The sequence below is a fragment of the Allobosea sp. NPDC055594 genome, assembly GCF_053618995.1.
The window spans coordinates 18,495-45,056 of sequence record NZ_JBSHIO010000019.1 but is presented as its reverse complement, the minus strand read 5'-3'; the positions used below and the strand labels follow the sequence as shown (position 1 = coordinate 45,056).

Sequence of the window (26,562 nt, the reverse complement as noted above, 5' to 3'; positions counted from 1 at the left end):
AGAGGGCGACCATGGCACTCGACCGTCGCATCGTCGAACTCTACGACGAGTACACCCACAAGCCGCTCGACCGCCGCAGCTTCATGAACCGGCTCGTCGGGCTCGCCGGTTCGGCCGCGGCTGCGGAAGCCGCGCTCGCCCTGCTCGAGCCGAACTATGCGCAGGCCCGGCAAGTCGCTCCCGATGATGCCCGGCTCGAGGCCCGGTACATCGCCGAGACCGTAGGCGGCGTCGCGCTGAAGGGCTATCTCGTCGCGCCCAAGACGCCGGTCAGGCGCGGCGGCGTGCTCGTCATCCATGAGAACCGCGGCCTCAACCCGCATATCGAGGACGTCACCCGCCGCATGGCGCTGGCCGGCTTCACCGCGCTCGGGCTCGACTTCCTGACCCCGCTCGGCGGCACGCCGGCTGATCCGGACGCCGCCCGCGCCCTCTTCCCCCAGCTCAAGCCGCAGGACGTCGTCGCCCAGGGCCGTGCCGCTCTCGCCCTGCTCGCCGCCCGCCCGGACGCCACCGGCAAGACGGGAGCAGTCGGCTTCTGCTGGGGCGGCGGCGCAGTCAACGACCTCGCCGTGGCGGCACCCGAGCTCAGCGCCGGCGTCGTCTTCTACGGCCGCTCGCCGGACCTCGCCAAGGTGCCGCAGATCAAGGCCCGGCTGCTGATCCAGCACGCGGCGCGTGACACCCGCCTGGTCGAGGCATTGCCGGCCTATGAGGCCGCGCTGAAGGCCGCCCATATCCGCTACCAGGCGATCATCTATCCGGATGTCGACCACGCCTTCCATAACGACACCAGCGCCGAGCGCTACAATGCCGCCGCCGCCAGGCTCGCCTGGGAGCGAACCGTCGCCTTCCTCGCCGCCGAGACCGGGGCGGCCTGACGGCCCGGTGCCGCGCTCCGTCGGGGCTGTCCAAGAAAAAGGCCCGGCGGATCGCTCCGCCGGGCCTCGATATCCGGTCATGCAAACCGCCTCAGGCGGCCTCCTCCTGCAGGTCCTCGTCGCCGTCCTCGGCCTCAACGGCCTCGGCCTTGCTGGCGCGGCGCGGCGACTTGGCGAGCTGGGTTTCGATCTTCTTCAGCGCCTCGGTCTCGGTGATCTCGTCGACGGCGGCGATCTCGCGCGTCATCCGGTCGATCGCGGCCTCATAGAGCTGGCGCTCGGAATAGGACTGCTCGGGCTGCGCCTCGGAACGGTAGAGATCACGCACCACTTCGGCGATGGCGACGAGATCGCCGGAATTGATCTTCGCTTCGTATTCCTGGGCGCGGCGCGACCACATGGTACGCTTGACGCGGGCGCGGCCGGTCAGCGTCGCCAGCGCCTTGGCGACGACCTCGCCATCGGCGAGCTTACGCAGACCGACGCTGGCGGCCTTGGCGGTGGGCACGCGCAGAGTCATCTTGTCCTTGGCGAAGCTGACGACGAACAGCTCGAGCTTGAAGCCGGCAACCTCCTGCTCCTCGATCGCCGTGATCTGACCGACACCATGGGACGGATAGACGACGAACTCGCCAGTCTTGAAACCCAGGCGCACAGCAGCTTTCTTCGCAGTGGTCATGCCGTTTCAACTCCTCATCGGTCCGCTATAAGCGGAGACGCGACTTTCAGTCGCTGGTCGGAATAACCAGCGACACTCTGCCGGACGCGACGGATGCGACTTTGACAGTCATCTCCCGGCGCGACACGCTCCCTCAGCCGATTGTTTCTTGATGGCCACCAGACACGAAGTTCGCACAGCCCCGGACTTGGCACCGGTAGCTTTGCTCGCTGCGTTTAAGGGGGCGCCCCGATCATGAATTCTCGCAGGGGCAAGCGGAACGAACTCGACTGTGGCAAATGGATACCACAAAAAACGCGCCGAATCAAAGGTAAACGGTTTATGGCCGCGTCAGCGGGCCTGATCGACCCGCCATCCGCAGCCCTGCCATCGACCTACCCAAACGGCAGGTTCAGTCGCCTTCGCCGGGGTTGGGCGAGAAATGCGCGTCGAGCTTGCCGGGTACGCCGTCGAACTCCTTGGCGTCGGCAGGCGGCTCTTTCTTCTGCGTGATGTTCGGCCAGCTCGAAGCATATTTCGAGTTGAGCTGCAGCCAGCTGTCGAGGCCCGGCTCGGTATCGGGCTTGATCGCCTCGGCCGGGCATTCCGGCTCGCAGACGCCGCAGTCGATGCACTCGTCGGGGTGGATGACGAGCATGTTCTCGCCTTCGTAGAAACAGTCTACCGGACAGACCTCGACGCAATCCATGTACTTGCACTTGATGCAGTTCTCGGTGACCACATAGGTCATGGCGCTGTCCTTCCGATCGACCGGCGCATCCTTAGAACCGGGCGAGAGAGTGTTTCAAGGCCGGAATCCGGCCGGAAACGGGATAGAAATTCTGCCGGAACGGGCGTTCCGGAAACATTCTGGCGGGCCGCGCCAACGCCGGCCGCACAACTCTCGCGATCTATCCCTTCGGTTCTCCCGGCGCAAGCGACGCATCGCCGCGCTGGTCGCCGCCGAGCACCTCGTAAAGCGTCTGCGCCTGCTCGTAGGAGCCGCGGCGCTCGCCGAGCGCACGCAACGCCACGACCAGCGTCGCATGCGGGAGAGCCAGCGTCAGGACATCCCCGAGCTTGAGCCCGAGCGCCGGGTTCTCGATCCGCTTGCCTGCGACCCGGACATGGCCGTCCTCCACCAGACGCACGGCGGCGGGGCGGTTGCGGGCGAAGCGCGCGAACCAGAGCCATTTGTCGAGACGTTGCCGGTCCTCGCGCAATCGCGGCCCTCGCCCTGATGCCTCAGCCCTTGCGCCCGTCGCCACCTTCGAGCTGCGCCTTCAGGGCGAGCAGCTTGGCGAAAGGCGAATCCGGATCCGGCTGGCGCTCGGCGGCACGCGGCTTGGCCGGCGCCTGGAAACGCTGCTCCTTGCCGCCGCGCTCGTCGCGACGCGGACCACCGCCCGGCCGCCCCTCATTGCGCCTGAACTCCGGCCGCGGACCGCGCTCGGGTCGGTTGCCGCCTTCCGGCCGGCCGCCGCGTCCCTGCCGCTCCGGCGCACCGCCCGCCGCGTCCGCAGCGGGAGCCTGCCCGCCAGCCGCCGGGCGCTGGCCGTTCCAGCCGCCTTCGCGCCAGCGATTGCGATTCGGCCGCTGGCCACCTTCGGGACGCGGTCCGCCTCCGGCGTCTCCAGCCGGCGCCGCTGCGCCCTGATGGCCGGGGCGACGCTCCGGGCGACGCCCGCGGGCGCCTTGCTCCGGCCGCCTTCCGCCCTGGTGCCGATGCGGGCGCCAGACCTCGATCAGCTCCGGTTCGGCCGACTTGGCAGGCTCCTCGGCGGGAGCTGCGCTCGCCGGCGCTTCCGAAGCAGCCGCCTCGGCCGGAGCCGGTTCGGACATGTCGGACTGCTCGGCCTCGGCCTCAGCGGTGGCCGCGATCGCCTCACCAGGCGCGGTCGCGAGCTCGGCCTCGGTGAGCACAGGCGCATCCGGCGTTTCGCTCGGCGTGGCTTCCGGCGCCTCGCCCTCGGAAGCCGGAGCTTCGGACGGGGCCTCTGCATCCAAGGCGTCGGGGCTCTCGGCCGCAACCGTCTCGGCTGCGACCTCGCCCTCACCCGCAGGCGCAGCCTCGACCTCAGTGGCCGGGGCCGCCACGATAGGCTCCGGCGTCGCCGCGAGCGGCACGGTGATCGCCGGCCCTGCCCGCTTCACCGAGACATAGCCGAGCGAGCGCAAGATCGAGGCGAAGTCTTCGCCGGCGCAGCCGACGAGCGAGGTCATCGCGCCGGTGGCGACGAAGCCGTCCTGATCGGCGGCGCCCGCCGGCGGCTGACCGAGCGTGACGCCGGGGCGGTAGGCGATAGCCGGGCGAATCAGATCGGCCAGGCGCTCGAGAATGTCGACGCGCACAGCCCGTTCGCCGCAGACGCGATAGCCGGCGGCGCGATAGAGCCCCTTCGGCACGTCCTTGTTGGCCGGGAAGGAGGTCCGGCCGGACGAAGCGAGATGGGCGATGTCGTCCAGCCCGCCCTGCTCCGGCCCGTCATGCTTCAGCGCCCAGAGCTGGGCGGCGAGCGCCCGCGGTGCCGGCTTCAGCAGGGCCGGCACATAGAGATGGAAGGCGCCGAAGCGCATGCCGAGCTGGCGCAGGCCCGCCCGCCCCTCCTGGTCGAGGGTCTTCATCTCCTCGCCGACCTTGGCGCGCTCGAGCACGCCCAGCGCCTCGGCCGCCTGGAAGGCGATGCCGCGCGCGATGCCGGTCAGGCTCGTGGCCTCCTCGAGCACCTGCAGCGGCCCGAGCAGCTTGGTGATGTGATTCTTCAGCCAGAGCGTCAGCCGATTCTCGACCTGCTCGCGCGCCGGCCCGGTCAGATGCTCCTCGACCAGCAGGCGCAGGCGCGGCTCCAGCACCTTCTCGCCGGCGACGAGGCGCGCCACCGGCTCGCCGACCCAGCGGATGAAACCGTCATGCGACAGGACGAAGGCCTCGTCGCCGGCGAGCACGACGCGCGAGGCGCGCGCCTCCATCTCGCTGGCGAGCGCCTTCATCGCGGCGGCGTTCAGCGCCTTGGCTTCGGGGCCGCCGGCCTTGGGATCCGCCGTAAAGCGGAATCCCTGCAGCAACCCGACATGCTGGCCCTCGACGAGCACGTCGCCCGCCGCAGTGACCTCAGCTTCCAACATCGCATTCTCCCGCAGGCGACGCATCAACACGCTCGTGCGCCGATCGACGAAACGGCTGGCGAGCCTTTCGTGCAAAGCGTCCGACAGCTTGTCCTCTACAAGACGCGCCACCCCCTGCCAATGCTCTGGATCAGGCAACCAGTCGGGACGGTTCGCCACGAAGGTCCAGGTTCGGACCTGCGCGATGCGCGCCGACAGGGTGTCGATCTCGCCATCGGTGCGGTCGAGCGCATCGAGCTGGCGCCGATACCAGTCCGGATCGAGACGGCCGTGCCGCATCAGCCGAAGATACAGCATCGTCGCGAGGTCGGCATGCTGCATGGGCGCGATCTTGCGATAATCCGGCAGGCCGCAGACCTCCCAGAGCCGCGTCACCGCCGGCCTGCCCTGCGCCAGCCTCGCGACATCATGGTCGCGCGCCAGGATTTCCAGCGTGGTCATGTCCTCGGCGATCAGGGCGCGGGTCATTCCCTGCTCCTGCGGCTGCTGGTTGAGGCTGTCGAGCAGCCCCTGGACCGAGCGCAGGTCGAGATCGGAGTTGCGCCATTGCAGCTGGCGAATCGGCTCGAACCGATGATTCTCGATCGCTTCGACCAGTTCGGCATCGAAGGGTGGCGCCCGCCCGGTGGTGCCGAAAGTGCCGTCGCGCAGATGCCGGCCGGCCCGGCCGGCGATCTGGCCGAACTCGGCCGGATGCAGCTTGCGGAAATGATGGCCGTCGAACTTGCTGTCGCCGGCGAAGGCGATGTGGTCGACGTCGAGATTGAGCCCCATGCCGATCGCGTCGGTGGCGACGAGATAGTCGACATCGCCGGACTGGTAGATCTCGACCTGGGCATTGCGCGTACGTGGCGATAGCGCTCCCAGCACCACCGCCGCCCCGCCCTTCTGCCGGCGGATCAGCTCGGCGATGGCGTAAACCTCCTCGGCCGAGAAGGCGACGATCGCCGAGCGCCGCGGCAGGCGGGTGATCTTGCGGTCGCCGGCGAAGGTCAGGTTCGAGAGCCGCGGCCGCGTCACCACATTGGCGCCCGGGATCAGCTGCTCGATGAGAGGCCGCATCGTGCCCGCGCCGATCAGCATCGTCTCGGCCCGGCCGCGATGGTTCAGCAGCCGGTCGGAGAAGACATGGCCGCGGTCGAGATCGGCGGCGAGCTGGATCTCGTCGACGGCGACGAAATCGACGGCAAGGTCGCGCGGCATCGCCTCGACCGTGCAGACCCAGAAGCGCGGCCGCTCCGGCTTGATCTTCTCCTCACCGGTGACGAGCGCCACCGCCTCCGGGCCGACCCTCTCGACGACGCGCTGGTAGACCTCGCGCGCCAGCAGACGCAGCGGCAGGCCGATCATCCCCGTGGGATGGGCGATCATCCGCTCGATGGCGAGATGGGTCTTGCCCGTATTGGTCGGGCCGAGCACCGCAGTGACACCGCGTGCGCGGAGCGAGGGCGGAAGAGAGCGGGGTTGGATCAAGACGCTGGAGCTTTCCTGCAGCCTGCGCGGCGAAATACCGAGCCAGCCCTACCGGGTCGGGCGCCCCAAGGGCAACCCGCGCCGTGAACAGAACGAGTCCGGAACGAAGCGAGGCCGAATCGCTGACTCCCGCAGAATCAGGTTTCGTTCACGGCGAGATATCGCGGCAAGCGATTCAATAACCACAAGATTTTGAATCGCCCTCGATTTCCGTCCTTCGCCGACTTGCACGCGAGAGAGCCGCTTTCGCTCATGTAGGCCTCCTGCACGGGAAGGCGAGAGGCAAAGGCGAAAATAGTCGCGCACCCCGTCAGTTCAGTCGGCGAAGACTTCGGCGAACACCTCGGCCGCCTCGTCCGGCGCCTCGACATGGACGAAATGGCCGGCGTTCTCGCAATAGGTCACTTCGACATCGTCGAAATAATAGGACAGGAAGGCGCTCCATTCGGCCTTCAGGACCGGGTCGTGCCGGCCCCAATGCACCCGCGTCGGCTGGTGGATCGAGACGGAAGGCGTCGGATGACCGTCGATCGCCGCGACCCGCGCCGCATTCTGGCTGCGGTACCAGTCGAAGCCGCCGCGCAGATTGCCGGGCTTCAGGAAGTTCTCGACCCAGCGGTCGAAGACCGGCGCGAAGGCATCCTTGCGATGGCACCAATGCGTCAGGAAATGCCCGAGATAGAGCGCGCAAGCCTCGCGGCTGGAGCCGATCAGCTGCTCGGCCAGCGGCAATTGCTGGAAGGACTGGTACCAGATCTCGTTGACATGGCCCTCGCGCACCCAGGCCGAACCGACGCTCGGCGTCGGGCAGTTAAAGAACAGGAGCTTCTCGACCCGCTGCGGGTGGCGCCGCGCCAGGCCCTGGGCGACATAGGCGCCGACATCATGGCCGACGACCCCGACCGGTCCGGTCCCCAGCGCTTCCAGCAAGGCGGCGATGTCGTCGGCATGGCTGTTGGCCCCGACATCGCTGCGTGGCGCGGGCGATTTGGCGCTGTCGCCGAAGCCGCGCAAATCGGGCGCGACCAGCCGGAACTCGCCATGCAGGCGGTTCATCAAGGGCAGCCAGGTCATCCAGAACTCCGGCCAGCCATGCAGCAGCAGCACGGTCGGCCCGTCGCCGACCTCGGCGACATGAAGCACGGTGTCGCGCACCATCACGTCGCGCCGCCGCAATCCGGGTGGCAAGGCAAAATCGCCGGGCATATCGGCTCCAAGGTCGAATCGCAGCGGAAAGGCTAGCCCCGCGGCAACCTCAGCGGCAATGCCGCCACCAGGGCCGCGCATCGCGGCGAGGACGGGCCGGCGTCGATCGGCGGCCGGCCGCGCCGGGCTCAGTTGCGCGAGGTCGCCGCCGTCACGCCGGGATCGACCTTGAAACGCGAGGCCTCGATCACCGCGGTACCGATCATCGTCTTCACCGAGATCCGCACCGGCAGCATCATCGTCGTGCCGGCGATCGGCGCGAGCCAGGTCGAGATTTCCTTGTTCTCGGCCATGAACTTGGTGCTCGGCCGCAGCGCCCTGTGGCCGGAGATCGGCACATAGCGCGCCTGGCAGACCGAAACCGGGCCGCTATAGCCGTCGAGCGTGACCTCGCGCGTGCCGGCATAGCTCAGCTTGATGTCGTAGCGCGCGGCGCCGTCGAAGATCGGCAGAGTGCGGTTGCAGGCGGCAGCGCCGGAGTTGCGCCCGCCTTCCACCGGCATCAGGAAAGCGCTGATCGGGTCCATGACATTGCGCCGATGCGCGTCGCTGATCGGCACCCGGTCGGGCTTGGCATCGATCGGCGGCTCGATCTCGACCGCCTGCACGGCATTGCGCTCGAGCGCCATGCGCACGGTGCGGCTCTCGCTCGTGCTCGCGGACGAGATCGCGAAGGTCGCCGGCGAGAGCTTGCCGGCATTGAGATTGCCGGTGGCGGCGCCGGAGCCGCGCCCACCGGTGAAACCGCCGACGAGCCCGGTCAGCTTGGCCTGGACATCGAGCTTGTAGCGGCTGCCCTCGATGTCGCCGCTCAGACTGGCCTTGCCGAAGGTCATGCCGAGCAGGGAAACGTCATAGGCGGCATCGAGCGAGGCGGCGCCGGCAGGAAACGCGCCCGCGAGCAGGGCTGCCGCGAGGGCGAGCCCGGACAGGGACGGCGTGAGGGCGGGCTTCATCTCGATGCTCCGGGCGGCGCGACCGTTCGACAGCTCGCTTGCACTGCGAATCGGTCCGAATCGTGACCTGATTAACGGAGTCTGACGAGAGGAGGTTACCGAGATGTTTCCGGCGCCCTATCGTGCAGTTCGCCTTGACGGGCGCTCGGGGCTTGGCTATAGACCCGCCACTTCAATTTGACTTCCGGTGCTCGCCTGCCGGCACGTCGTGTGTCGGCGTTTTGCGTTGGCGTCCTGGAAAGCTTGGGAATGAGATCATGGCTCGCCGTTGCGAACTGACCGGGAAAGCCACCCTGACGGGCCAGCTCGTCAGCCACTCGAACCGTAAGACCAAGACGGTCTTCCGGCCGAACCTCGTCAACGTCACCCTGCAGTCCGACACGCTCGGCCGCTCGGTGCGTCTGCGCGTCTCGGCCAACGCCCTGCGCACCGTCGATCACCGCGGCGGCCTCGACGCCTTCCTCGTCAAGGCTCCGGCCGGCGAGCTGTCGACCGGCGCGCTCGCGCTGAAGCGCGACATCGAGAAGAAGCTCGCCGCCAACTGAGCGGACTCTCCTTCCCGATCGAATGAAGCGGCCGCAAGGCCGCTTTTTTCGTTTGGGCGACCTGCCCCCTCTCCCCTTGCGGGAGAGGGCTGGGGTGAGGGGTCGCGCGACACTGATCGCATGCCGGCGCGATATTTTTCGAAGTTCCAAAAGTCCTGCGCGACCCCTCATCCGACCCTTCGGGCCACCTTCTCCCGCAAGGGGAGAAGGGCAGGATCGAGCCCGGGCATGACGAGCGCCGCTATTGCGCCAGTTCGAACTCCAGCAGCACCGTCCGCTGCAGGAAGGTCGAGAAATTATCGTCCGAGATCAGGGTGATGATGGTCCGCCCACCTTCCAGGTGGACGGCCATCCCCTCCATGTTATCGATCTCCTGGCCGAGATCGGCCTCGATCAGGATTTGCCCGTCGAGCCGGGCACCCGGCCGCAGCGAGGCTCCGGCGATTCGGCGGATGCGCATGCCGACGCCCCGTAGCGGCCGGTACCAGCGCTCCAGCAGCAGCATGTCGCCGCCCGGCAGGAAGGCGAGATCGGTGATGTCGTAGCCGTCGCGGCGAATGACCTGGAAGGTCCCCGGTTGGCGCCCGCCGATGATGAAGCCGCTGGTCGGCTCGTCCTCCTTGCCCGAGCGTTCGGAGATCGCCACCAGGGCGCCGGCGAGCGGATGCCCCAAAGGCACGACGCCGAGCGCCTCCATGCCGCGATTGCTCGGCAGGCGCTTCGCCGCCGGCGGTACCTGCACGATCCGCGCCCGCGCCTCGACGCCATATTTCGCCCAGTCGAAGCGCAGGATGTCATGGGTGCGCTCGACGGCGAGATAGGCGATGCCGTCCTGGATCGCCAGCGCTTCGGTATCGTAATAGCGCGAGCGAGCGAGCGGCCGACCCGAGACACCGAGCACCGGAGCGATCTCCGCCTGCTCCAACCCGACGAGGCGGCCGTCACGCCGCACGAGCCGTCCCGTCAGCCAGGAAGCCTTGTCGCTCACCGCTACCAGTTGCGTGCCGTCAGGCGAGCGCCAGAGCCCGGAGAAGCCGCCGAAGCGCGGATGGCTGGCGCTGAGCACGAGCCCGCTGCGGAAGACGAGCTGGCCGAAGCGGGTCTTCGTCGGATTGCCCGGCTCGAAGACCGAGAGCGGGCGGGCCGAGACGTTGAGCGAGGAGCGGCCAGGCTCGATCGCCTGGGCGCGCACGGCCGGCGCCAGCGCAGCCGCGCCAAGACCGGCCAGCAGGCCGCGTCGGCTGAGGCTCATTGCAGACGGCGGGAGACGCGCCCACCCGTGGCGGCGCCGGCATCCTCTTCGAACAGCTCCGCCAGCTTCTCGGTCATCACCCCGCCGAGCTCCTCCGCATCGACGATCGTGACGGCGCGGCGGTAGTAGCGGGTGACGTCATGGCCGATGCCGATCGCGATCAGCTCGACCGGCGAGCGGGTCTCGATCTCGGCGATGACATGGCGCAGATGCCGCTCGAGATAGCTACCGGCATTGACCGAGAGCGTGGAATCGTCGACCGGCGCGCCGTCCGAGATCACCATCAGGATCTTGCGCTGCTCCGGCCGCGCCAGCAGGCGCTTATGCGCCCAGTCCAGCGCCTCGCCGTCGATATTCTCCTTGAGCAGCCCCTCGCGCATCATCAGCCCGAGATTCTTACGCGCCCGGCGCCAGGGGGCATCCGCCGCCTTGTAGATGATATGGCGGAGATCGTTGAGACGGCCGGGATTGGCCGGCTTGCCCGATTGCAGCCAGGCCTCGCGTGAGAGCCCGCCCTTCCAGGCGCGCGTGGTGAAGCCGAGCAACTCGACCTTGACGCCGCAGCGCTCCAGCGTGCGCGCCAGGATGTCGGCGCAGGTCGCCGCGACCGTGATCGGCCGGCCGCGCATCGAGCCGGAATTGTCGATCAGCAGCGTCACCACCGTATCGCGGAAATTCGTGTCCGATTCCTGCCGGAAGGAGAGCGGCTGGAACGGGTCGATGATGATGCGCGGCAGGCGCGAGGGATCGAGCGCGCCTTCCTCTAGATCGAACTGCCAGGAGCGGTTCTGCTGCGCCATCAGGCGCCGCTGCAACCGGTTGGCGAGGCGCGCCACGACGCCCTGAAGATGCGCCAATTGCTTGTCGAGATAGGCGCGCAGGCGCGTCAGCTCTTCGGCATCGCAGAGTTCCTCGGCGGTGACGATCTCGTCGAACTTGGTCGAATAGGCCTTGTAGTCGGTCTGCGGCCGCTCATTGGCGCGGCTGTCGCGCGGGCGCGGCGCCTCGCCGGCTTCCTCGGCCTCGGAGCTGTCATCCTCCTCGTCCCAGTCGCCGGCCGGTGCGTCGGCGGCCTCGGAGGCCCCCTCCTGCATCTCCTCTGCGGCGTCCTCGCTGACCTCGGTCTCGGAACGCTCGCCCTGGCTCTCCTGCTCGGCCTCGCCTTCCTGCTGCTCCTGGTCCTCCGAGGACTGGTCGTTCTCGTCCTCGTCCTCCTCGTCGTCCTGGCCCTGGCTGGTCTGCTCGGCCATGTCGAGCGAGGCCAGCATGTCGCGGACGGTACGGGCGAAGCCGCGCTGGTCCTCGACCGATCTGGCGAGCCGGTCGAGATCGGCGCCGGCCTTGCCCTCGACCTCCTCGCGCCAGAGCTCGACCAGCTTCTGCGCCGCCTTGGGCGGCTTCAACCCGGTCAGGCGCTCGCGCACCATCAGGGCGAGCGCGTCCTCGAGCGGCGCGTCGGCGCGGTCGGTGATCTCCTCATAGCGCCCGCCGCGGTGATAGCGGTCCTCGAGCATGGCACCGATATTGCCGGCCATGCCGGCCATCCGGCGCGAGCCGAGTGATTCGACGCGCGCCTGCTCGACGGCGTCGAACACGGCGCGGGCGGCGTCGCCCTCGGGCGCGGCGCGGCGATGGATCGAGGCATCATGGCAGGCGAGCCTGAGCGCCATCGAATCGGCATGGCCGCGCAGGATCGCGACGTCCTGGGCGGTGAGCTTGCGCGGCGGCTCGGGCAGGCGGGCGCGCTCGCCGACCAGGGAGGGTTTGTCGGCAGCGAAGACGATCTCCATCTCCGGCTTGCGCGCAATCGCCTTCATCGCGCCGGAGACGGCACGCTTCAGCGGTTCGGCTGGCGCTTCCTTGGGCGTGCCGGGCTTGCGGTTGGAGATGGACAAGGCCTTGCGGTCTCCCTGGCTGGGTTCAGCGCGAGCGCCCGTCATAGGCGGTGCTGTTGAGCTCGGTCGGCTCGACGCCGGCGAGGCAGCGGGCGTTGATCGCGACCATCTGCGTGCCGTCCGGCATCTCGCCGCGCGCGAAGGATTCGATGCCGCAGCTCCCGCAGAACAGATGCTGGATCTTCTGCGTGTTGAAGCGGTACTCGGTCAGCGCGTCCTCACCCTTGGTCAGGGTGAAGTTCTGCGCTGGGGTGAAGGCCAGCACCGAGCCTCGGCGCTGGCAATAGGAGCAGTTGCAGGTGATCGTCTGCCCGAGATCGGCTTCGACCTCATAGGCCACCCGTCCACAATGGCAGCTGCCTTCGTAGCGCGCCATCACCTGCCTCCTCCGCTTGGGCCTGCTCCGCCGCGGCCCCGCGGCGGCGGTCCGGACTGCCCCTCGCCTAGCTCAGCACGACGTTGACGGCGCTCTCCGGCAAGTCCTTACCGAAGGAACGCTGGAAGAACTCGGCCACCAGCGCCCGCTCCATCTCGTCGCACTTGTTGAGGAAGGTGACGCGGAAGGCGAAGCCGATATCGCCGAAGATCGCCGCGTTCTCGGCCCAGGTGATCACCGTGCGCGGGCTCATCACCGTCGAGAGATCGCCGTTCATGAAGGCGTTGCGGGTGAGGTCGGCGACGCGCACCATCTTGTTGACGATGTCCTTGCCCTCGGGCGAGGTCTGGTAGTGCTTCGACTTGGCGAGGACGATCGCAACCTCGTTGTCGTGCGGCAGATAGTTCAGCGTGGTGACGATCGACCAGCGGTCCATCTGGCCCTGGTTGATCTGCTGGGTGCCGTGATAGAGGCCCGAAGTGTCGCCGAGGCCGACCGTGTTGGCGGTGGCGAACAGCCGGAAGGCGGGGTGCGGGCGGATAACGCGCTTCTGATCGAGCAGGGTGAGCTTGCCCGACTGCTCGAGTACGCGCTGGATCACGAACATCACGTCCGGGCGGCCGGCATCGTACTCGTCGAAGACCAGCGCGATGTTGTTCTGCAGCGCCCAGGGCAGGATGCCGTCCTGGAACTCGGTGATCTGCTTGCCTTCCTTCAGCACGATCGCGTCCTTGCCGACGAGATCGAGGCGGGAGACATGGCTGTCGAGATTGACGCGCACGCAGGGCCAGTTCAGCCGGGCCGCGACCTGCTCGATATGGGTCGACTTGCCGGTGCCGTGATAGCCGGAGATCATCACGCGGCGGTTATGGGCAAAGCCGGCGAGGATGGCGATCGTGGTGTCGCGGTCGAATCGGTAATCCGGATCGAGATCCGGCACATGCGCCTCGGTCTGCGAATAGGCCGGCACTTCCAGGTCGCTGTCGATGCCGAAGACCTGACGAACCGACAGTTTCATGTCCGGCATGCCGGGGGCGGCGGTAGTCGCTGCTGTCATCATTCTTCTCCGGGCGCAGGACAGGCCCGGCGAACACCCGGTGTCCTGGAGCCGACCGAAAGGGAGGCGTGTGCAATCTCATTAGAGCGAAAGCACCGTAGCGGCAATTCGCATGAGGTATTCGCCGGAGGCATGCCGGCACTTCGCCGGGGCGCATTCCTGCGCAGGGCGGATCACATGGCCCATGACCGGTCGCGAAATCGCGATCCACTCGGCCCTCCCGCGCGGCTCGCCTTGCGCGGCACCGGTCTCATCCGGCTCGCGGCTGGCCATCACCCCGTTGCCCTAGCGTCGTTTCGTCGCGAGCCTCTGCACCGCCGCGACCGCCCCCGCCGCGCCGTCGAGATCGACCGGAACCCGCTCCGGGCGCCCGCCCGCAAGCGCCTCGTCGATCGCCGCGACGAGCACCCCGGGGCCGGCTTCGGGCCGCAGCAGGCGCGCCAGCCCGGCGCGTTCGAGCGCGGCCGCGCGTATCGCCTGCTCGGTCTCGTTGCCGGCATCGAAGGGCGCGACCAGCGCCCGCGGCCCTGCCTGCACCAGGTCGAGCACGGTGTTGTAGCCGGCCAGGCTGAGGCTGAGCGCGCAGTTGCGCAGCAGGGCCGGGAAATCCGGCCGGGCCCGTTCGACAATCGCGTTCGCCGGCGCCTGCCGCAGGAGAGCGGCGAAGTCCGGCTCCGCCACACCATGGCCGACGAGGAGGCGCCAATCCTGTGCCGGCAGCAGCTCCGCCGCCGCCAGAGCGAGCCGGAAGAGCGGCAGCGCCGCCGCCGAGCCGCCACCGGAGACCAGGATCCCGCCGGACGCGGCCGGCGCCTCGGCCACCGTCGCCGGAGCGGCGAGATAGCCGGTATAGTGCAGCCTCTCGGCGAGCGCCGGAGGCACCGGCCAGGAAGCCTCGAGCGGCAGGAATGCACGGTCGCCATGGACCAGCACCCCGTCGAACAGGTCTTCGAGGCGCCTATGCGCCTCTGCCAGGCGCTCCGGCCGCAGCGGTGCGACCAGCACGTCGCGGATCGAGGAGAGGACGACCACCTGCGGCCGCGCCGCACGCGCCGCTTCGATCAGCGCCAGGAACTCGCCGGCCAATTGACGCCGACCGAAGGGAAAATGCTCGGTGATGACGATGTCGGGCCGCAGCGCCAGCGCCAGCGCGGCCAGCCCCGCCTCCCGCGCCCCGAGACGCTGCGGCGTCGCCCGCTCCGCTTCCTCGTCGAGCAGATTGCGGAAATCAGTGCCGACGACCCGCACCGGCGGCAATTGCACGAAATGATAGCCATTCGCAGCCCTGCCATCCGGCATGCCGCCGCTGGCGAGCACGACCTCGTATCCGGCCTGGGCCAGCGCCCCGGCCAGATGCCGCGCCCGCACCAGATGGCCGATGCCGAGCAGATGCGTCACGGCGATCAGGACGCAGCCGCTCATGGCCCCTTCCCGCGCCCGACCTCCGCCAGCAATGCGGCATGGATCCGGGCCAGCCCCGCCTGAGCCGAGAAATCGGCTTGGAGGCGGGCATGGGCCGCGGCGCCCAGTGCCTCGCGCCGCGACGGGTCGCCGGCCAGGGCTCCGAGCGCGGCCGACAGGGCCGCGACATCGCCTGGCGCGACCAGCAGCCCTTCGCTGTCATGGCGGACGAATTCCGGGATGCCGGCGAAATCGGTCGCGACGATCGCCAGCCCCTGGCTCGCAGCTTCCATCACCACATTGGGCAGCCCGTCACGGTCGCCGTCGCCGGCCTGTTTGGAGGGCAGCACGAACAGATCGGCCTCGCGCAGCGCCGCCACCACGCCGTCCTGGGCGAGCGCGCCGCGCCATTCGATCCGCCCCGCGAGGCCGAGCGCCTCCGCCTGTGCCTTCAGCGCGCCGAGCCTTTCGCCGCCGCCGATATGGGTAAAGCGCCAGGCGAGTCCCACCGGCAGGGCGGCGAGCGCGTTCAGGAGATCGTCGAAGCCCTTCTTCTCGACGGCGCGGCCGATGCTGAGCAGGCGCACCGGGTCCCCGGTCTCCCCGCCATCGCGCGGCGGCCTCGCCGGAGGCGGCGGAAAGCGGGCGAGATCGAGCCCGTGATAGAGCAGCGCCACTTTGTCCGGTCCATCTGCCAGCCGGGCGAGCTCGGCATGGCCGTCCCGGGTGCAGGTCACGCCCCAGCTTGCATCGGCGATCTTCTCGCGCTTTTCCCAATCGGGCGTCGTCCAGATGTCCTTGGCATGAGCGGAGAACGACCAGGACAGCCCGCGGCTGAGCGCGGCATAGCGGATCACCGAAGCCGGCGTGTGCAGGAAATGCACATGCAGATGCCGCGTTCCGGGCGGCAGTTCGCGTGCCATCACCAGGGCCTGGCCGAAGCGGCGCAGCCGGTTGCGCGTCGGATCACGGGCAAGATCGCGCAGGAAGACGCCGAGCAGCCGCAGCAGGCTCGGCCGCGGCAGGGCCGAACCGAGGCCGCGCAGGACGCGCGGCCAGTCGTGATGCAGGTATTCCGGCAGATAATGCAGCGGCGCCGCGATCTCCTTGTGCATCAGATGTCTGGCAGCATCGGTCGGATGGCGCAGCGACCATATCGCGAAAGGCAGGCCGCAGCGCTGCAGGGCGAGCAGCTCCTGCGCGATGAAGGTTTCGGAAAGGCGCGGATAGCCTTTCATGGCGATGGCGAGCGGCGGCCCGGCCGGCTTGTCCGCACTCATTTGCGGCCGATCAGCATGAAGCGGGTATAGTTCTTCGCCGGCAGGGCTCCGGCGAAACTCAGCTCCGACAACCCCGCCTGCTCCCTGAAGGCCTCCAGCGAGGCGACGCAGCTGCGATGGTCGGGCTCGCGAAAATAATCATTCGACTGCAGCACCAGCGGCAATCCGGCCGGCAGGCTCGCCAGCCAACCCGGCACATCGTCGAGATGCTCGCAGCTGGTGTTGACGACGAGGCCGGGCCTTCCGCCCGCGGGATCGGTGAAGTCGAGAGCCATCATATCCGCCGTGACCGCCCGGAAGCGCCCGGAAGCGACGTGCCGATGGTTGAGCACCTCGGCGATCTCGGCACAGCGCGGGTCGAAATCGACGCTCACCACCTGCCGGATCGAAAGCCGCTCATCCGCCAGCAGCATGGCGCCAAGAACGCCATGCCAGGCGCCAAGCACCCAGACCGGGCCATCCGGCCGCGGCATCACCGCGGCCAGGCTGTCGACCAGCCAGCGCTTCGAGGCGATCTGCTTGTGATTGAAGGCGATCGAGAGATCGGAAGGCGCGCCCTTGCCGACCAGCCGGGCGAGATCAGCGACGATCGGCTGGTCGGTCAGAGCGGCGACGCCGCGCAGAATGTCGTAAAGAGCGTCGGCGGGCAGCGCGCTGGTCATGCGGGCGATCGGCAGGGCAGGGAGTGGAAGGTGACGGAACGCGCCGGACCATATTCACAGTCACCGCCAAAGACCAGCGCAGCGGCGAGCGGCACGAGGCTGCCGCATCTCGCCGGCCCCGCGGCCGAACTGCGCCAGGTGCTCGCCGCCCACGCCCTGCGCGGCTGCGAGCATGTGGTGGAGATCGGCGGCGCCGGCCTGCCGATCACCGGCTTTCTGACCCACCGCCCCGCCTCGGTCACCGTGGTCGACCCGAAAATCCCGGCCTTTGCCGCCGAAACCTTGAACGGCGCGCCCTGTCGCGTCCGCCATCTCGCCGCCAAGCTGCAGCAGGTCGAGCTCGATCAGGGAGCCGGCCGCCTCGGCCTGGTCCTGCTCGGCCTCTCGCTGAAGCCCTTTGGCGGCGCGCCGGCGCTGGGCGACGCACTGCTCGCCCTGGCGCGCCACGCCGAGGTGATGGTCATCGACTACGCCCTCGAGCTGGAGCGCGCGCTTGGACAGATAGGGCCCCTGCTGGCGGCACGCGACGCGCCGGCCATGATCGACGCCGAACTCAAGCTCAACGACCCCGCCCTTGCCGCGGCCGGCTTCGATCGCCGACGCTTCCTCGTCTTCGACAGGCACGGGAAAAGCGCTCGTTGAGCCGTCCCGCCGGCGGCGGTCAATCCGGATCGCCTTCCGCTTCGGCCTTGGCCGGGCGCTTGCCGCGGTGCGCAGCCGGCTCGCCCTTGGCGGGCGGCGCTTTCTCCGGCACGCCACCGAAACCAAAGACCTGCATCGGCTTGTCGCGGCCCTTGATCGCAATCTTGTAGGAGATCAGCCCCGGAAAGCTGCGGCCGGTGGCGGCGACCGTCTCGCCCGAGACGATGATGTCGGAAAGCAGCCGGCGCGTCGCCGCCTCGAGCTGGCTGGCGATCATCACGGTTTCACCGACCGTGATCTCGCGCCGCCCGATGCTCTCATTCTCGACCGCGCCCATGATCGCCGGCCCGCCATGGATCCCGATGCCGATGCGCAGCGGCAAGGGCAGGGCCGTCGCATATTCGCGGTTGAGCGCCTCGACGGCCCGCATCATGTCGCCGGCGGCGGCGATCGCGGCCATGCCGGCGCGGGCGGGCGTGGTCTCGAGGCCGAAGATGGCCATCAGCCCGTCGCCATAGATCGACTCGATCCGGCCGCCATGGGCGGCGATCGCCTGGGACATCTCGTCATAGAACCGGTTGAGCAGGGTCATCAGCTCCTGTGGGAGCTGCCTTTCGGCCAGGGCCGTGAAGGCGCGCAGATCGGCGACCATCACGGTCAGCCCCTTCTTGGCGATACCGGCAGCGGGATCGAGCGCCCCTGTCGGACCGGCACCGCGCTGCCTGGCGGCGAGCAGGATCTGGACCTGGAGGTCGTGCTTCGGCCGGATCTGGCAGGCGAGGCGGACCCGCTCGCCAGCCGAGATGCGACGCAGCAGCCGTGCCTCGTTCGGCCCGGGCGGCGGCAAATCGTCGGCGCCGTCGAGCACCAGCACGCGGCAGGTCGCGCAGCGGGCCCGCCCGCCACACAGCGCCGCATGCGGAATGCCGAAGCGACGGAACATTTCCAGCAGGGTGAAGCCCGGCACGACCTTGCGCACGCCATGGCCGACGAAGCGGACGGTGATCGCGCCCAGCGCCCGGGCCCGCAGCTCGCGGATCGCGACGAACAGCACGAAGCCTCCGACCAGGCCGAAGAAGGCCCGCTTCGCCCAGGTGACGTGCAGGTTGAAGGAATCGGCCTGCTGCGTGGTGTAGAGTTCCGGCGGCAGCGCCATCAGCCGCGCCTCGCGCCCGGCGACGACGAAGCCGATCAGCGCCAGCAGCGGCACCAGGATCGCCGCCAGCAGAAAAGGGTCGCGCCAGCGCGCATAGCTCTCGCGGGTGCGGAAGGTGAAGTGCAGCCCGATCACGCCATGCGTCCAGACCAGCAGCAGCAGCAGGCTCTGCGTCAGCGCGAGATTCGGCCAGAGCCGGCGCAGCACGGCGTGATAGCTCTCGTCCTGCAGGAACAGCGCGCCCTGGACACGGGTCGCGACGATATGGTCGATCAGCAGCAGCGGAATCACCACGCCGAGCGCGATCTGCAGCACCTCGCGCATCGGCATGCGGAAGGTCCGGCGCTGCGCCACCCGCAGCAGCGCGAAGACGGGATGGATGATCAGCGAGCCATAGAGCAGGAGGAGCCCGAGCTTGCTGCTCCAGAATCCATGCCGCCAGAGCTGCGCCGTCTCCATCGCCGCGAGGCCGAAGATCCCGACCGCGTGATTGAGGAAATGCGTGGTCGCGAACAGCATCAGGATGCAGCCCGAGACGAAGCGCACGTCGCGGCTCCAGGAATTCACCTGCTCGAAATTGGAGGCGCTGGCCCGGCCGCCCGGAGTGGACGGCCCCGAATTCGGAATCGAGCTCATAGTTGCCCTCGCGAGATCACTGCGTCTTCTCGCCGCGCAGGACGGCACCGGCGAGCCGGTACAGCCGCGTGGCGAGGTCGCGCGACAGCGCCACCGCAAATTCAGGAACGCTGTCGAGCAGCTCGAAGAACAATTCGCGCGGCAGCCGCAACATCGAAACATCGGTCTTGGCGGTGATCCGGCCGACCGTGGGCTCGTTGGAGAGCAGCGGCACGTCGCCGAGAAGGCTTCCCGTCGCCAGCCGGAAGGAATGCGCCTCACCGCTCGCCAGCGGGTGTGAAATCTCGATCTCGCCCTGGAGGATGCAGTAGACCTCCTGCGGCCTCTGCCCCTCCTCGCTGATCAGGGTTCCGGCCGGGAAATGCCGCCGCTCCCCCATCAGCGCGAGCAGCTTGAGGCGCGATGCCGGCAGGGTCCGGAAAAGCGGAACCTCCTTAAGGCAGTTGATATCGCGCTCGAGCGTCATGTTCTCGCCTCGATCCGCCCGGCGCCGTCCTGCGGCGGCGGTGCGATGAGCTCATCGGCCTCGCCTTCGGCCTCGTCTTCGCCCGGAATTTGGCCGGCCGGACCGCGGAAAACCAGCTTCTCCGAGATATCGGCAGCGAGGTGGGGGTCGGTCAAGAGCAGGAACAGCGTCTGTTCCCGGCAATGGGCGATGAGACGCGAAACCAGCCCGGCAGGATCGCTGCCCGCGGCGAGGAAGCCGTCGAGATCGAGCACCAATATGTCGGGGCGCTTGATCAGCGCCTGGGCGAGCGGCACCATCAACCGCAGCCGCAGCGGCAGATGGCGGCCGCGCGGCCCGACATCGGTGTCGAGCCCGAGACGGTAGGCGGCCGCGTCCAGGCCCGCCCGCGACAAGGCGTTGCGGACGATCGCCGCCACCTTCTCCCCGGCATCGGCGCCGAAGCCGAGGCGGCCGAAGAAGAGGTTGTCGCGCACGCTGGCACCGTGGATGACGTCGTTGGGATCGTAGAACTCGACCTCTTCGCTGCTCTCCGGCGGCTGATAGCTCTTGAAGGTCTGGCGCGCGCGCAGGATGCGGCGCTGCAGGGCGTCGTCGAGCAGGTTGAGCCGGTGTTTGGGCTCGATATAGCGCAGCGCCAGCCCCATGACCTCGCGTCGCGTCTCCGGGTCGAGTGGCCCACGCATATCGTGCCGGCGCAGCGCCTCGGCGAGCTCGTTCAGCTTCTCGATATCGAGGTCGCCGCCGAAACCATAGCGCGCGAACAGCGCCTGGCCCTGGACCATGTCGGCGAAGATTTCGACCAGGGTGTTGACGATGCGCGCCCCGATCTCGGTGAGCGGTTCCTCCAGCGCTTCCGCCTGGAGCACGGATCTGGCGTAGGAATCTTCGAGCAGCACCTCCGCCGGCCTGCGGCCGTTGCGGATCGCGCCGAAGATCAGGTTCTCCGCAATCGTCGCATTGGCGTTGTAGCGCTCGGGATCGAAGGTCTCGATCAGCCCGCCCAGATTCGACCGCGCCAATTCGGCGGTGACCACCCGGCGTGCCTCGATGATGCGCTCGGCCGCCCCTTCCGGCAGCGGCGCGATCACCTTGGCGTCGAGGCCGAGCTCGTAGATTTCGTCGGAGCAGCCGAGCATGTCGAGCACGGCGAGCACATGCGCCTCCAGGGCATCGGCCCCCTCCAGCCCGACGCCTTCATAATCGTTCCAGTCGGCGGTGAAGGGCAGCGGCGTATTGCCGGCGCGCAGCGCCTCGATGAAGCGGCGATGTTCGGTCTGATCGACCGAACGGCCCGGCCGGATCGTCGGTCGCCGCCGCTTCAGCGGCAGCAGCAGATTGTCGCGCAGCCGGCCATTGATGATCTCGGCATCCGGGCCGGCATAGCCGATCATATGGCTGGCGCTCTCGACACTGAACGAGCTCAGCGGCCGGCCATCGATGAGCACCCGTCCTTCATAGCCCATGCTCTGCCGGCCGAGAATGCGTCCGAGCGTGTCGCGTCCGCCGCCGGCGGGCCCGATCAGGGCGATGCAGCCGGGGCGCTTCACCGAAAAGGAAAGCGGCAGCAGCAGCGGCTGGCCGCGATGATCCGACATCTCCACCTTGTCGAGCCGGATCTCGCCCTGCTTCGGCAGGCTCGCAACCCCGTCCTTCTCCTCGAGCTCCAGCGTCTCGCGCGGATTGAACTGCGCGATCACCTGCTCGTATTTGATCATGACGTCGTTGCGCTGCTGGTCCCAGTCGATCAGCTCCTTCACCGGCGGCGGCAAGTCGCGATAGGCGCCGATCACGGCGACGAGCTGGCCGATGTCGAGCCGGCCTTGCAACGCGAAGAAGCCGCCGATCGCGTAGAAGAAGAACGGCGTGATCTGCGCCAAGAGATTGTTCAGGAACTTGACCGCGAATTTGCGCTTGTAGAGCGCGAAGCGGATATCGAACAGCGTGCCGAGCCTGTCGGCAATGTCCGACTGGATATAGGAGGTCGCGCCATGGCCCTGGATGGTCGGGCCGGCATCGACGATCTCGCCGATCCGGCCGGCGAGCTGGCGCGAGGCGATCTGGCGCTCACGACCGAGGCGCAATTGCTCGCGGCGCAGGATCGGGATGATCACCGCCTGCATCAGCACGATCAAAAGCGCGATCGAACCGAGCCAGACGCTCTGCATCATGATGAAGACCAGCGCCGTCAGCGCCTGGCTGAGGAGGAAGGCCGGCTGGATGAAGGCGTCGCCGACGAAGCCGCCGATCGGCTCGACCTCGTCCTTGATCATGCTCGCCACCTCGGCCGGCTTGACCGCGCGGATATCCTCCGGACGGAAGCGCATCAGCTGAGCGAAGAGATCGTAGCGCATGCGCCGCAACATGCGCTCGCCGAGAATGCCCTTGCGTACATTGATGACGTATTTGAAGCCGCCATTGATCAGCACGAGGCCGAGGAAATAGAAGCTCAGCGCCAGCAGCAGGCCGAGCTGCCCGACCTGGAAGCCCTCGAAGATCGGCAGGCTGCCGCCGCCGAGGAGATCGGGCAGGTGCAGGGTCCAGTCGAAGACCGTCACCGATGTCCTGCCGTTCCTGAAGGCTCCTCCCTGGATCGCGTCGTTGACGATGCGCTTGGGCACGTCGAACGAAGCCCAGTTGAACGGGATCGAAACGAGGATGATCAGCAGAACGACGATCTGCTCGACGCGGCTCTTCTGCCAGACGTAACGGAAGAGGCTTCTCTCCAAGGGGTGATCCCGTCCTCAGGCCGCAAGCGCCGGTAAGCCGGCCCGGCGCAGGGCTCATATGTGGTCAGTTCTCGTCGTCGTGCAATGCGCGGCAGGCAGGCCCAGGGACTCGACAAGAACCACTATTTCAAGTTCCGTCGCAGGGGGGAAGCCGAGCCCGCCGACCAGGACGGGAATCGCGCCCGTTCCGGCTGCCGACATGTTGCGCGGACGTCATCGAGGCAGGACAATCTGCGACGGATTGACGGATCGGGGATCGGCGCCGGAGATGGTACCAGAATGCCGGCGGGCCGGGCCTGCCGGCGGCAACCGAACAGGGGCTACGGCGTTCGCCGCTCATGGATATTCTTGAGATTAGGGACCTGCGTATCGGCTTCACCGTCCACGGCCTCGCTCGCGATGTCGTGAAGGGCGTCTCTTTCCGGATCCCCGCCGGCAAAACCGTGGCGCTCGTCGGAGAATCCGGCTCGGGCAAATCGGTGATCTCGCAGGCGATCATGGGCTTGCTGCCGCGGGCCGGCGGCGTCACCGGCGGTCAGATCCTGTTCCGCGATCCACAGGATCAGGCGACGGCGATCGACATCGCCGCGCTGCCCGCGGAAGGCAAGGAGATCAGAGCACTGCGCGGCGGGCGTATCGGCATGATCTTCCAGGAGCCGATGTCCTCGCTCTCGCCGGTCCACACCATCGGCAACCAGATCGAAGAGGCGCTGCTCCTGCACCGGCCGATGCCCAAACCGCAGGCCAGGGAGCTGATCGCCGCGATGCTGAAGCGCGTCGGCTTCAAGGACCCGGTGCGGGCCTATGGCTTCTACCCGTTCGAGCTCTCCGGCGGCTTGCGCCAGCGCGCCATGCTCGCCATGGCGCTGATCTGCGAGCCGGCTCTGCTGATTGCCGACGAGCCAACCACCGCGCTCGACGTCACCATCCAGGCCCAGGTCCTCGACCTGATGCGCGAGCTCCAGGCCGAGATGGGCATGGCGATCCTGCTCATCACCCATGATCTCGGCGTCGTCGCCAACATGGCCGACGAGGTCGTGGTGATCTACCATGGCGAGATCATGGAAAGCGGCACGGCCGAAGATATCTTCCGCCGTCCGCAGCACCCCTATCTCAAGGCTCTGCTCAACGCCTCGCCGCATTTCGACATGCAGGAGGGCGAAAGGCTGGTGGCGCTGCGCGAGGCGCGCCCGCGCCCGCCGGCCACGGCCAAGGCGCAGCCGGCCCCGCGCCCCGCCGGCAGCCAGGACGCGCCATTGCTCGCAGTGCGCCATCTGCGCAAGACCTACACCACCGGTTCCAGCCGCTTTTTCGGCAAGTCCACGAAAGCGACCGTGCTGGCGGTCGACGATGTCAGCTTCGACATCAGGCGCGGCGAGTGCCTCGGCCTGGTCGGCGAGAGCGGCTGCGGCAAGACCACGGTCAGCAAGCTGATCATGCGGGCGGTCACCGCCGATTCCGGCGAGGTCTGGTTCGACGACGGCCAGCGGCGCACCGATGTGCTCGGGCTGAAGGGCGAGGAGCTGCGCCGCTTCCGCACCCGCGCCCAGATGATCTTCCAGGATCCGGTCTCGTCGCTCTCGCCGCGCATGACGGTGATGAACATCCTGCGCGAGCCGCTCTCCATCCATGAGCGCGGCGACGGCGCCGAGCAGAAGGCTCGCGTCAGGGCGCTGATGGAGGATGTCGGGCTCGATCCGCGCTTCCTCAACCGCTATCCGCATTCCTTCTCCGGCGGCCAGCGCCAGCGCATCGGCATCGCCCGCGCGCTTGCGCTCGATCCCGACCTGATCATCTGCGACGAGCCGGTCTCCGCGCTCGACGTCTCGGTCCAGGCCCAGGTCCTCAACCTGCTCAAGGATCTCCAGGCCGAGCGCGGGCTGACCTTCCTGTTCATCTCGCACAATCTCGCCGTGGTGAACTACATGGCCGATCGGATCGCGGTAATGGCCAATGGCCGCATCGTCGAGCTCGCGCCGCGCCACACCCTGTTCAGCGCGCCGGTCCACCCCTACACCAAGGCGCTGCTGAAATCGGTCCCCTTCGCCGATCTCGACCGCAAGCTCGACTTCAAGCTGGCGGCGCCCGGCGGTGCCTCCGACATGCGGCACTGGCCGGCCTGCTTCAAGCCGGAGGGCGATGGCGAGCGGCTCGCCCATCTCGATCTCGGCGCCGGCCATCTCGTGCTCGCCCGCCAGGGCGCAGACGTCAGGGAGCTCGCCTGATGACGACGCGGCGCGAAACCTTGGCGATGCTCGCCGCGCTGGCCGCACAGACGGTTCCCTTCGCAGGTGCCGCCCGGGCCCAGGACTATATCGACAGCCCCGCCCTCGCCGCCCAGGTCGCGGCGGGGCAGCTGCCGCCGCTCGCCCAGCGCCTGCCCCAAAATCCACGCGTCATCGATGTCGGCGCGATGGGGCGCGAGCCCGGCCGGCATGGCGGCACGGTGCGCATGCTGATGGGCGACCAGCGCGACATCCGCATGATGACGATCTACGGCTATGCCCGTCTCGTCGGCTATGACGAAAAGCTCGACCTCGTGCCGGACCTGCTGGAATCCGTCGAGGTCGAGCAGGGGCGCATCTTCACCCTGCGGCTGCGGGCCGGGCACCGCTGGTCCGACGGCCATCCCTTCACCGCCGAGGATTTTCGCTACTGGTGGGAGGATGTCGCCAACAACAAGCGGCTCTCGCCGGGCGGGCCGCCCCAGGCCCTGGTCATCGCCGACGAGAAGGCAACACTCGAAATCCTCGACCAGCGTACGCTGCGCTATTCCTGGGCCAGGCCGAACCCGGTCTTCCTGCCGGCGCTGGCCGGTGCGCAGCCGCTCTATATCGCCATGCCCGCCCATTATCTGCGGCAATTCCATGAGCGCTATGCCGACAAGGAGGCGCTGGCGAAAAAGGTCCGGGAGATCCGCGTCAAGGACTGGGGCGCCCTGCACGAGCGCTTCTCGCGCCAGTACCGCCCGGAGAACCCCGACCTGCCGACGCTCGATGCCTGGCGCAACACCACGCCGATCCCGGCCGAGCAGTTCATCTTCGTCCGCAACCCCTATTTCCATCGCGTCGACGAGAATGGCCGGCAATTGCCCTATGTCGACGAGGTCAAGATCAATATCGGCACGGCATCGCTGATCCCGGCCAAGACCGCGGCCGGCGAGGCCGATTTGCAGGCTCGCTATCTGCGCTTCGACAACTACACCTTCCTCAAGGAAGCCTCGAAGCGGATGAATTTCGACGTCCGGCTCTGGAAGCGAGCGGAAGGCGCTTATTTCGCGCTGATGCCCAATCTCAACGCCGTCGATCCGGCCTGGCGCACGCTCAACCGCGACCAGCGCTGGCGCCGAGCGCTCTCGCTCTCGATCAACCGCAAGGACGTCAACCGGGTCATCTTCTTCGGCCTGGCCAAGGAAAGTGGCAACACCGCCCTGCCCGAAAGCCCGCTCCACGACCGCTCGCTCGCCCATATGTGGATGAAGCAGGACCGGGCGGAGGCCAACCGCCTGCTCGACGAGATCGGGCTCGACAAGCGCGATTCGGAGGGCATCAGGCTGTTTCCCGACGGCAGGCGCCTGGAATTCACCATCGAGACCGCCGGCGCCTCGACCGAGGAGACCGACATCCTCGATCTGCTGAAGGAGGATTTCCGCGCCATCGGCCTGAAGATGCACCCGCGCTCCTCGCAGCTCGACGTCTTCCGCCGCCGCATCCTCGCCGGCCAGACGGTGATGTCGGTCTGGACCGGCATGGACAATGCGCTGGTCGCCGCCGAGATGGAGCCCGACGCGCTGGCGCCAACCTCGTCCAGCCAGTTCAACTGGCCGCGCTGGGGCCAGTTCTTCGAATCCGGCGGGCGCGAGGGCGAGGCGCCCGATCTGGCGGAGGCCCGAGAGCTGAGCGAGCTCTACATCGCCTGGCGCCGCTCGACGACCCATGAGGAGCGCCGACTGATCTGGCAGAAGATGCTGCGGATCAATGCCGAGCAGCTCTTCTCGATCGGCGTGATCAACGCCACGCTTCAGCCGGTCGTGGTTTCCAGGGACCTGCGCAACGTCCCCGAGAAAGGGCTCTACAGCTTCGAGCCCGGCGCCTTCTTCGGCCGCTATCTGCCGGACACCTTCTGGTTCGCCGACGCGCCGGCGGCAAAGCGGGAGCCGTGACGC

The 26,562-nt window shown here is 68.2% G+C and carries 22 protein-coding genes; 5 read left to right on the top strand and 17 right to left on the bottom strand.

Annotated features, from left to right (window positions below):
• Positions 1–11 precede the first annotated feature (11 nt).
• A complete protein-coding gene (locus tag ACWGRX_RS24285) occupies positions 12–881 on the top strand; it encodes a dienelactone hydrolase family protein (RefSeq protein ID WP_452119654.1) in 870 nt (289 codons plus the stop codon).
• A gap of 91 nt (positions 882–972) precedes the next feature.
• Here the strand turns inward: ACWGRX_RS24285 and ACWGRX_RS24280 are convergent, their stop codons facing one another.
• The 6 genes from ACWGRX_RS24280 to ACWGRX_RS24255 all read right to left on the bottom strand — a co-directional run bounded on the left by ACWGRX_RS24280 (position 973) and on the right by ACWGRX_RS24255 (position 8,300).
• Positions 973–1,560 carry a CarD family transcriptional regulator gene (locus tag ACWGRX_RS24280; RefSeq protein ID WP_291642375.1) on the bottom strand — a complete coding sequence of 196 codons (588 nt, stop codon included), beginning with the start codon at positions 1,558–1,560 and terminating at the stop codon, positions 973–975.
• A 391-nt stretch (positions 1,561–1,951) separates the two neighbouring features.
• Entirely contained in the window at positions 1,952–2,290 is a 339-nt protein-coding gene (gene fdxA, locus ACWGRX_RS24275; protein ID WP_291642373.1) for a ferredoxin FdxA, read from the bottom strand.
• A gap of 160 nt (positions 2,291–2,450) precedes the next feature.
• Positions 2,451–2,762, bottom strand: a complete 312-nt coding sequence (locus ACWGRX_RS24270) for an RNA-binding S4 domain-containing protein (RefSeq protein WP_291642371.1) — start codon at positions 2,760–2,762, stop codon at positions 2,451–2,453.
• A 22-nt stretch (positions 2,763–2,784) separates the two neighbouring features.
• Positions 2,785–6,135, bottom strand: a complete 3,351-nt coding sequence (locus ACWGRX_RS24265; protein WP_452119666.1) for a helicase-related protein — start codon at positions 6,133–6,135, stop codon at positions 2,785–2,787.
• Positions 6,136–6,453: 318 nt separating this feature from the next.
• A complete protein-coding gene (locus ACWGRX_RS24260) occupies positions 6,454–7,344 on the bottom strand; it encodes an alpha/beta fold hydrolase (protein ID WP_452119653.1) in 891 nt (296 codons plus the stop codon).
• Between the two features lie 128 nt (positions 7,345–7,472).
• The gene (locus tag ACWGRX_RS24255) at positions 7,473–8,300 is read right to left on the bottom strand and encodes a DUF3108 domain-containing protein (RefSeq protein WP_291642367.1); all 828 of its coding nucleotides are present in this window, start codon (positions 8,298–8,300) and stop codon (positions 7,473–7,475) included.
• A 257-nt stretch (positions 8,301–8,557) separates the two neighbouring features.
• Here ACWGRX_RS24255 and rpmB point away from each other — a divergent pair, with 257 nt between their 5' ends.
• Positions 8,558–8,845, top strand: coding sequence for a 50S ribosomal protein L28 (rpmB, locus tag ACWGRX_RS24250; RefSeq protein ID WP_291648415.1), 288 nt, complete (start codon positions 8,558–8,560; stop codon positions 8,843–8,845).
• A 241-nt stretch (positions 8,846–9,086) separates the two neighbouring features.
• On the opposite strand, the gene ACWGRX_RS24245 is transcribed toward rpmB, so the two are convergent.
• From ACWGRX_RS24245 to ACWGRX_RS24210, 8 genes are all read right to left on the bottom strand, one after another.
• Positions 9,087–10,097 (bottom strand): esterase-like activity of phytase family protein, encoded by a 1,011-nt coding sequence (locus ACWGRX_RS24245; RefSeq protein ID WP_452119652.1) that lies wholly within the window; start codon positions 10,095–10,097, stop codon positions 9,087–9,089.
• A complete protein-coding gene (cobT, locus tag ACWGRX_RS24240) occupies positions 10,094–11,992 on the bottom strand; it encodes a cobaltochelatase subunit CobT (protein WP_452119651.1) in 1,899 nt (632 codons plus the stop codon). Before cobT ends, ACWGRX_RS24245 begins: the two co-directional genes overlap by 4 nt.
• Positions 11,993–12,017: 25 nt before the next feature.
• Complete coding sequence (locus ACWGRX_RS24235) at positions 12,018–12,368, bottom strand: GFA family protein (protein WP_452119650.1); 351 nt, start codon at positions 12,366–12,368, stop codon at positions 12,018–12,020.
• A 67-nt stretch (positions 12,369–12,435) separates the two neighbouring features.
• Positions 12,436–13,425 (bottom strand): cobaltochelatase subunit CobS, encoded by a 990-nt coding sequence (gene cobS / locus ACWGRX_RS24230; protein WP_291638557.1) that lies wholly within the window; start codon positions 13,423–13,425, stop codon positions 12,436–12,438.
• An 81-nt stretch (positions 13,426–13,506) separates the two neighbouring features.
• Positions 13,507–13,698: a hypothetical protein gene (locus tag ACWGRX_RS24225; protein ID WP_452119649.1), complete on the bottom strand. Its 192-nt coding sequence runs from the start codon at positions 13,696–13,698 to the stop codon at positions 13,507–13,509.
• 12 nt (positions 13,699–13,710) lie between these two features.
• Positions 13,711–14,847, bottom strand: coding sequence for a glycosyltransferase family protein (locus ACWGRX_RS24220; RefSeq protein WP_452119648.1), 1,137 nt, complete (start codon positions 14,845–14,847; stop codon positions 13,711–13,713).
• Positions 14,844–16,106 carry a glycosyltransferase gene (locus tag ACWGRX_RS24215; protein ID WP_452119647.1) on the bottom strand — a complete coding sequence of 421 codons (1,263 nt, stop codon included), beginning with the start codon at positions 16,104–16,106 and terminating at the stop codon, positions 14,844–14,846. Before ACWGRX_RS24215 ends, ACWGRX_RS24220 begins: the two co-directional genes overlap by 4 nt.
• Complete coding sequence (locus tag ACWGRX_RS24210; protein ID WP_452119646.1) at positions 16,103–16,768, bottom strand: class I SAM-dependent methyltransferase; 666 nt, start codon at positions 16,766–16,768, stop codon at positions 16,103–16,105. Before ACWGRX_RS24210 ends, ACWGRX_RS24215 begins: the two co-directional genes overlap by 4 nt.
• Before the next feature lie 30 nt (positions 16,769–16,798).
• On the opposite strand from ACWGRX_RS24210, the gene ACWGRX_RS24205 reads away from it, so the two are divergent.
• A complete protein-coding gene (locus tag ACWGRX_RS24205; RefSeq protein WP_452119645.1) occupies positions 16,799–17,410 on the top strand; it encodes a hypothetical protein in 612 nt (203 codons plus the stop codon).
• A gap of 19 nt (positions 17,411–17,429) precedes the next feature.
• Here ACWGRX_RS24205 and ACWGRX_RS24200 read toward each other — a convergent pair whose 3' ends face one another.
• The 3 genes from ACWGRX_RS24200 to ACWGRX_RS24190 are packed head-to-tail and all read right to left on the bottom strand — an operon-like array spanning position 17,430 to position 22,397.
• On the bottom strand, positions 17,430–19,202 hold the full coding sequence (locus tag ACWGRX_RS24200) for an adenylate/guanylate cyclase domain-containing protein (protein WP_452119644.1): 1,773 nt from the start codon (positions 19,200–19,202) through the stop codon (positions 17,430–17,432).
• Between the two features lie 16 nt (positions 19,203–19,218).
• Complete coding sequence (locus ACWGRX_RS24195) at positions 19,219–19,668, bottom strand: Crp/Fnr family transcriptional regulator (protein ID WP_291648434.1); 450 nt, start codon at positions 19,666–19,668, stop codon at positions 19,219–19,221.
• Entirely contained in the window at positions 19,665–22,397 is a 2,733-nt protein-coding gene (locus tag ACWGRX_RS24190; RefSeq protein WP_452119643.1) for an ABC transporter transmembrane domain-containing protein, read from the bottom strand. Before ACWGRX_RS24190 ends, ACWGRX_RS24195 begins: the two co-directional genes overlap by 4 nt.
• A gap of 338 nt (positions 22,398–22,735) precedes the next feature.
• On the opposite strand from ACWGRX_RS24190, the gene ACWGRX_RS24185 reads away from it, so the two are divergent.
• Both ACWGRX_RS24185 and ACWGRX_RS24180 read left to right on the top strand, forming a co-directional pair.
• Positions 22,736–24,622, top strand: coding sequence for an ABC transporter ATP-binding protein (locus ACWGRX_RS24185; protein WP_452119642.1), 1,887 nt, complete (start codon positions 22,736–22,738; stop codon positions 24,620–24,622).
• Complete coding sequence (locus tag ACWGRX_RS24180; RefSeq protein WP_291638566.1) at positions 24,622–26,559, top strand: ABC transporter substrate-binding protein; 1,938 nt, start codon at positions 24,622–24,624, stop codon at positions 26,557–26,559. Before ACWGRX_RS24185 ends, ACWGRX_RS24180 begins: the two co-directional genes overlap by 1 nt.
• Positions 26,560–26,562 lie beyond the last annotated feature (3 nt).

Bases quoted from the DNA above. Each gene is read 5' to 3' on its own strand.
- ACWGRX_RS24285 (WP_452119654.1), top strand. From the start codon at position 12: ATGGCACTCGACCGTCGCATCGTCGAACTCTACGACGAGTACACCCAC.
- ACWGRX_RS24280 (WP_291642375.1), bottom strand. From the start codon at position 1,560: ATGACCACTGCGAAGAAAGCTGCTGTGCGCCTGGGTTTCAAGACTGGC.
- fdxA (WP_291642373.1), bottom strand. From the start codon at position 2,290: ATGACCTATGTGGTCACCGAGAACTGCATCAAGTGCAAGTACATGGAT.
- ACWGRX_RS24260 (WP_452119653.1), bottom strand. From the start codon at position 7,344: ATGCCCGGCGATTTTGCCTTGCCACCCGGATTGCGGCGGCGCGACGTG.
- ACWGRX_RS24255 (WP_291642367.1), bottom strand. From the start codon at position 8,300: ATGAAGCCCGCCCTCACGCCGTCCCTGTCCGGGCTCGCCCTCGCGGCA.
- rpmB (WP_291648415.1), top strand. From the start codon at position 8,558: ATGGCTCGCCGTTGCGAACTGACCGGGAAAGCCACCCTGACGGGCCAG.
- ACWGRX_RS24245 (WP_452119652.1), bottom strand. From the start codon at position 10,097: ATGAGCCTCAGCCGACGCGGCCTGCTGGCCGGTCTTGGCGCGGCTGCG.
- ACWGRX_RS24235 (WP_452119650.1), bottom strand. From the start codon at position 12,368: ATGGCGCGCTACGAAGGCAGCTGCCATTGTGGACGGGTGGCCTATGAG.
- cobS (WP_291638557.1), bottom strand. From the start codon at position 13,425: ATGACAGCAGCGACTACCGCCGCCCCCGGCATGCCGGACATGAAACTG.
- ACWGRX_RS24225 (WP_452119649.1), bottom strand. From the start codon at position 13,698: ATGGCCAGCCGCGAGCCGGATGAGACCGGTGCCGCGCAAGGCGAGCCG.
- ACWGRX_RS24220 (WP_452119648.1), bottom strand. From the start codon at position 14,847: ATGAGCGGCTGCGTCCTGATCGCCGTGACGCATCTGCTCGGCATCGGC.
- ACWGRX_RS24215 (WP_452119647.1), bottom strand. From the start codon at position 16,106: ATGAGTGCGGACAAGCCGGCCGGGCCGCCGCTCGCCATCGCCATGAAA.
- ACWGRX_RS24210 (WP_452119646.1), bottom strand. From the start codon at position 16,768: ATGACCAGCGCGCTGCCCGCCGACGCTCTTTACGACATTCTGCGCGGC.
- ACWGRX_RS24200 (WP_452119644.1), bottom strand. From the start codon at position 19,202: ATGAGCTCGATTCCGAATTCGGGGCCGTCCACTCCGGGCGGCCGGGCC.
- ACWGRX_RS24195 (WP_291648434.1), bottom strand. From the start codon at position 19,668: ATGACGCTCGAGCGCGATATCAACTGCCTTAAGGAGGTTCCGCTTTTC.
- ACWGRX_RS24185 (WP_452119642.1), top strand. From the start codon at position 22,736: ATGGATATTCTTGAGATTAGGGACCTGCGTATCGGCTTCACCGTCCAC.
- ACWGRX_RS24180 (WP_291638566.1), top strand. From the start codon at position 24,622: ATGACGACGCGGCGCGAAACCTTGGCGATGCTCGCCGCGCTGGCCGCA.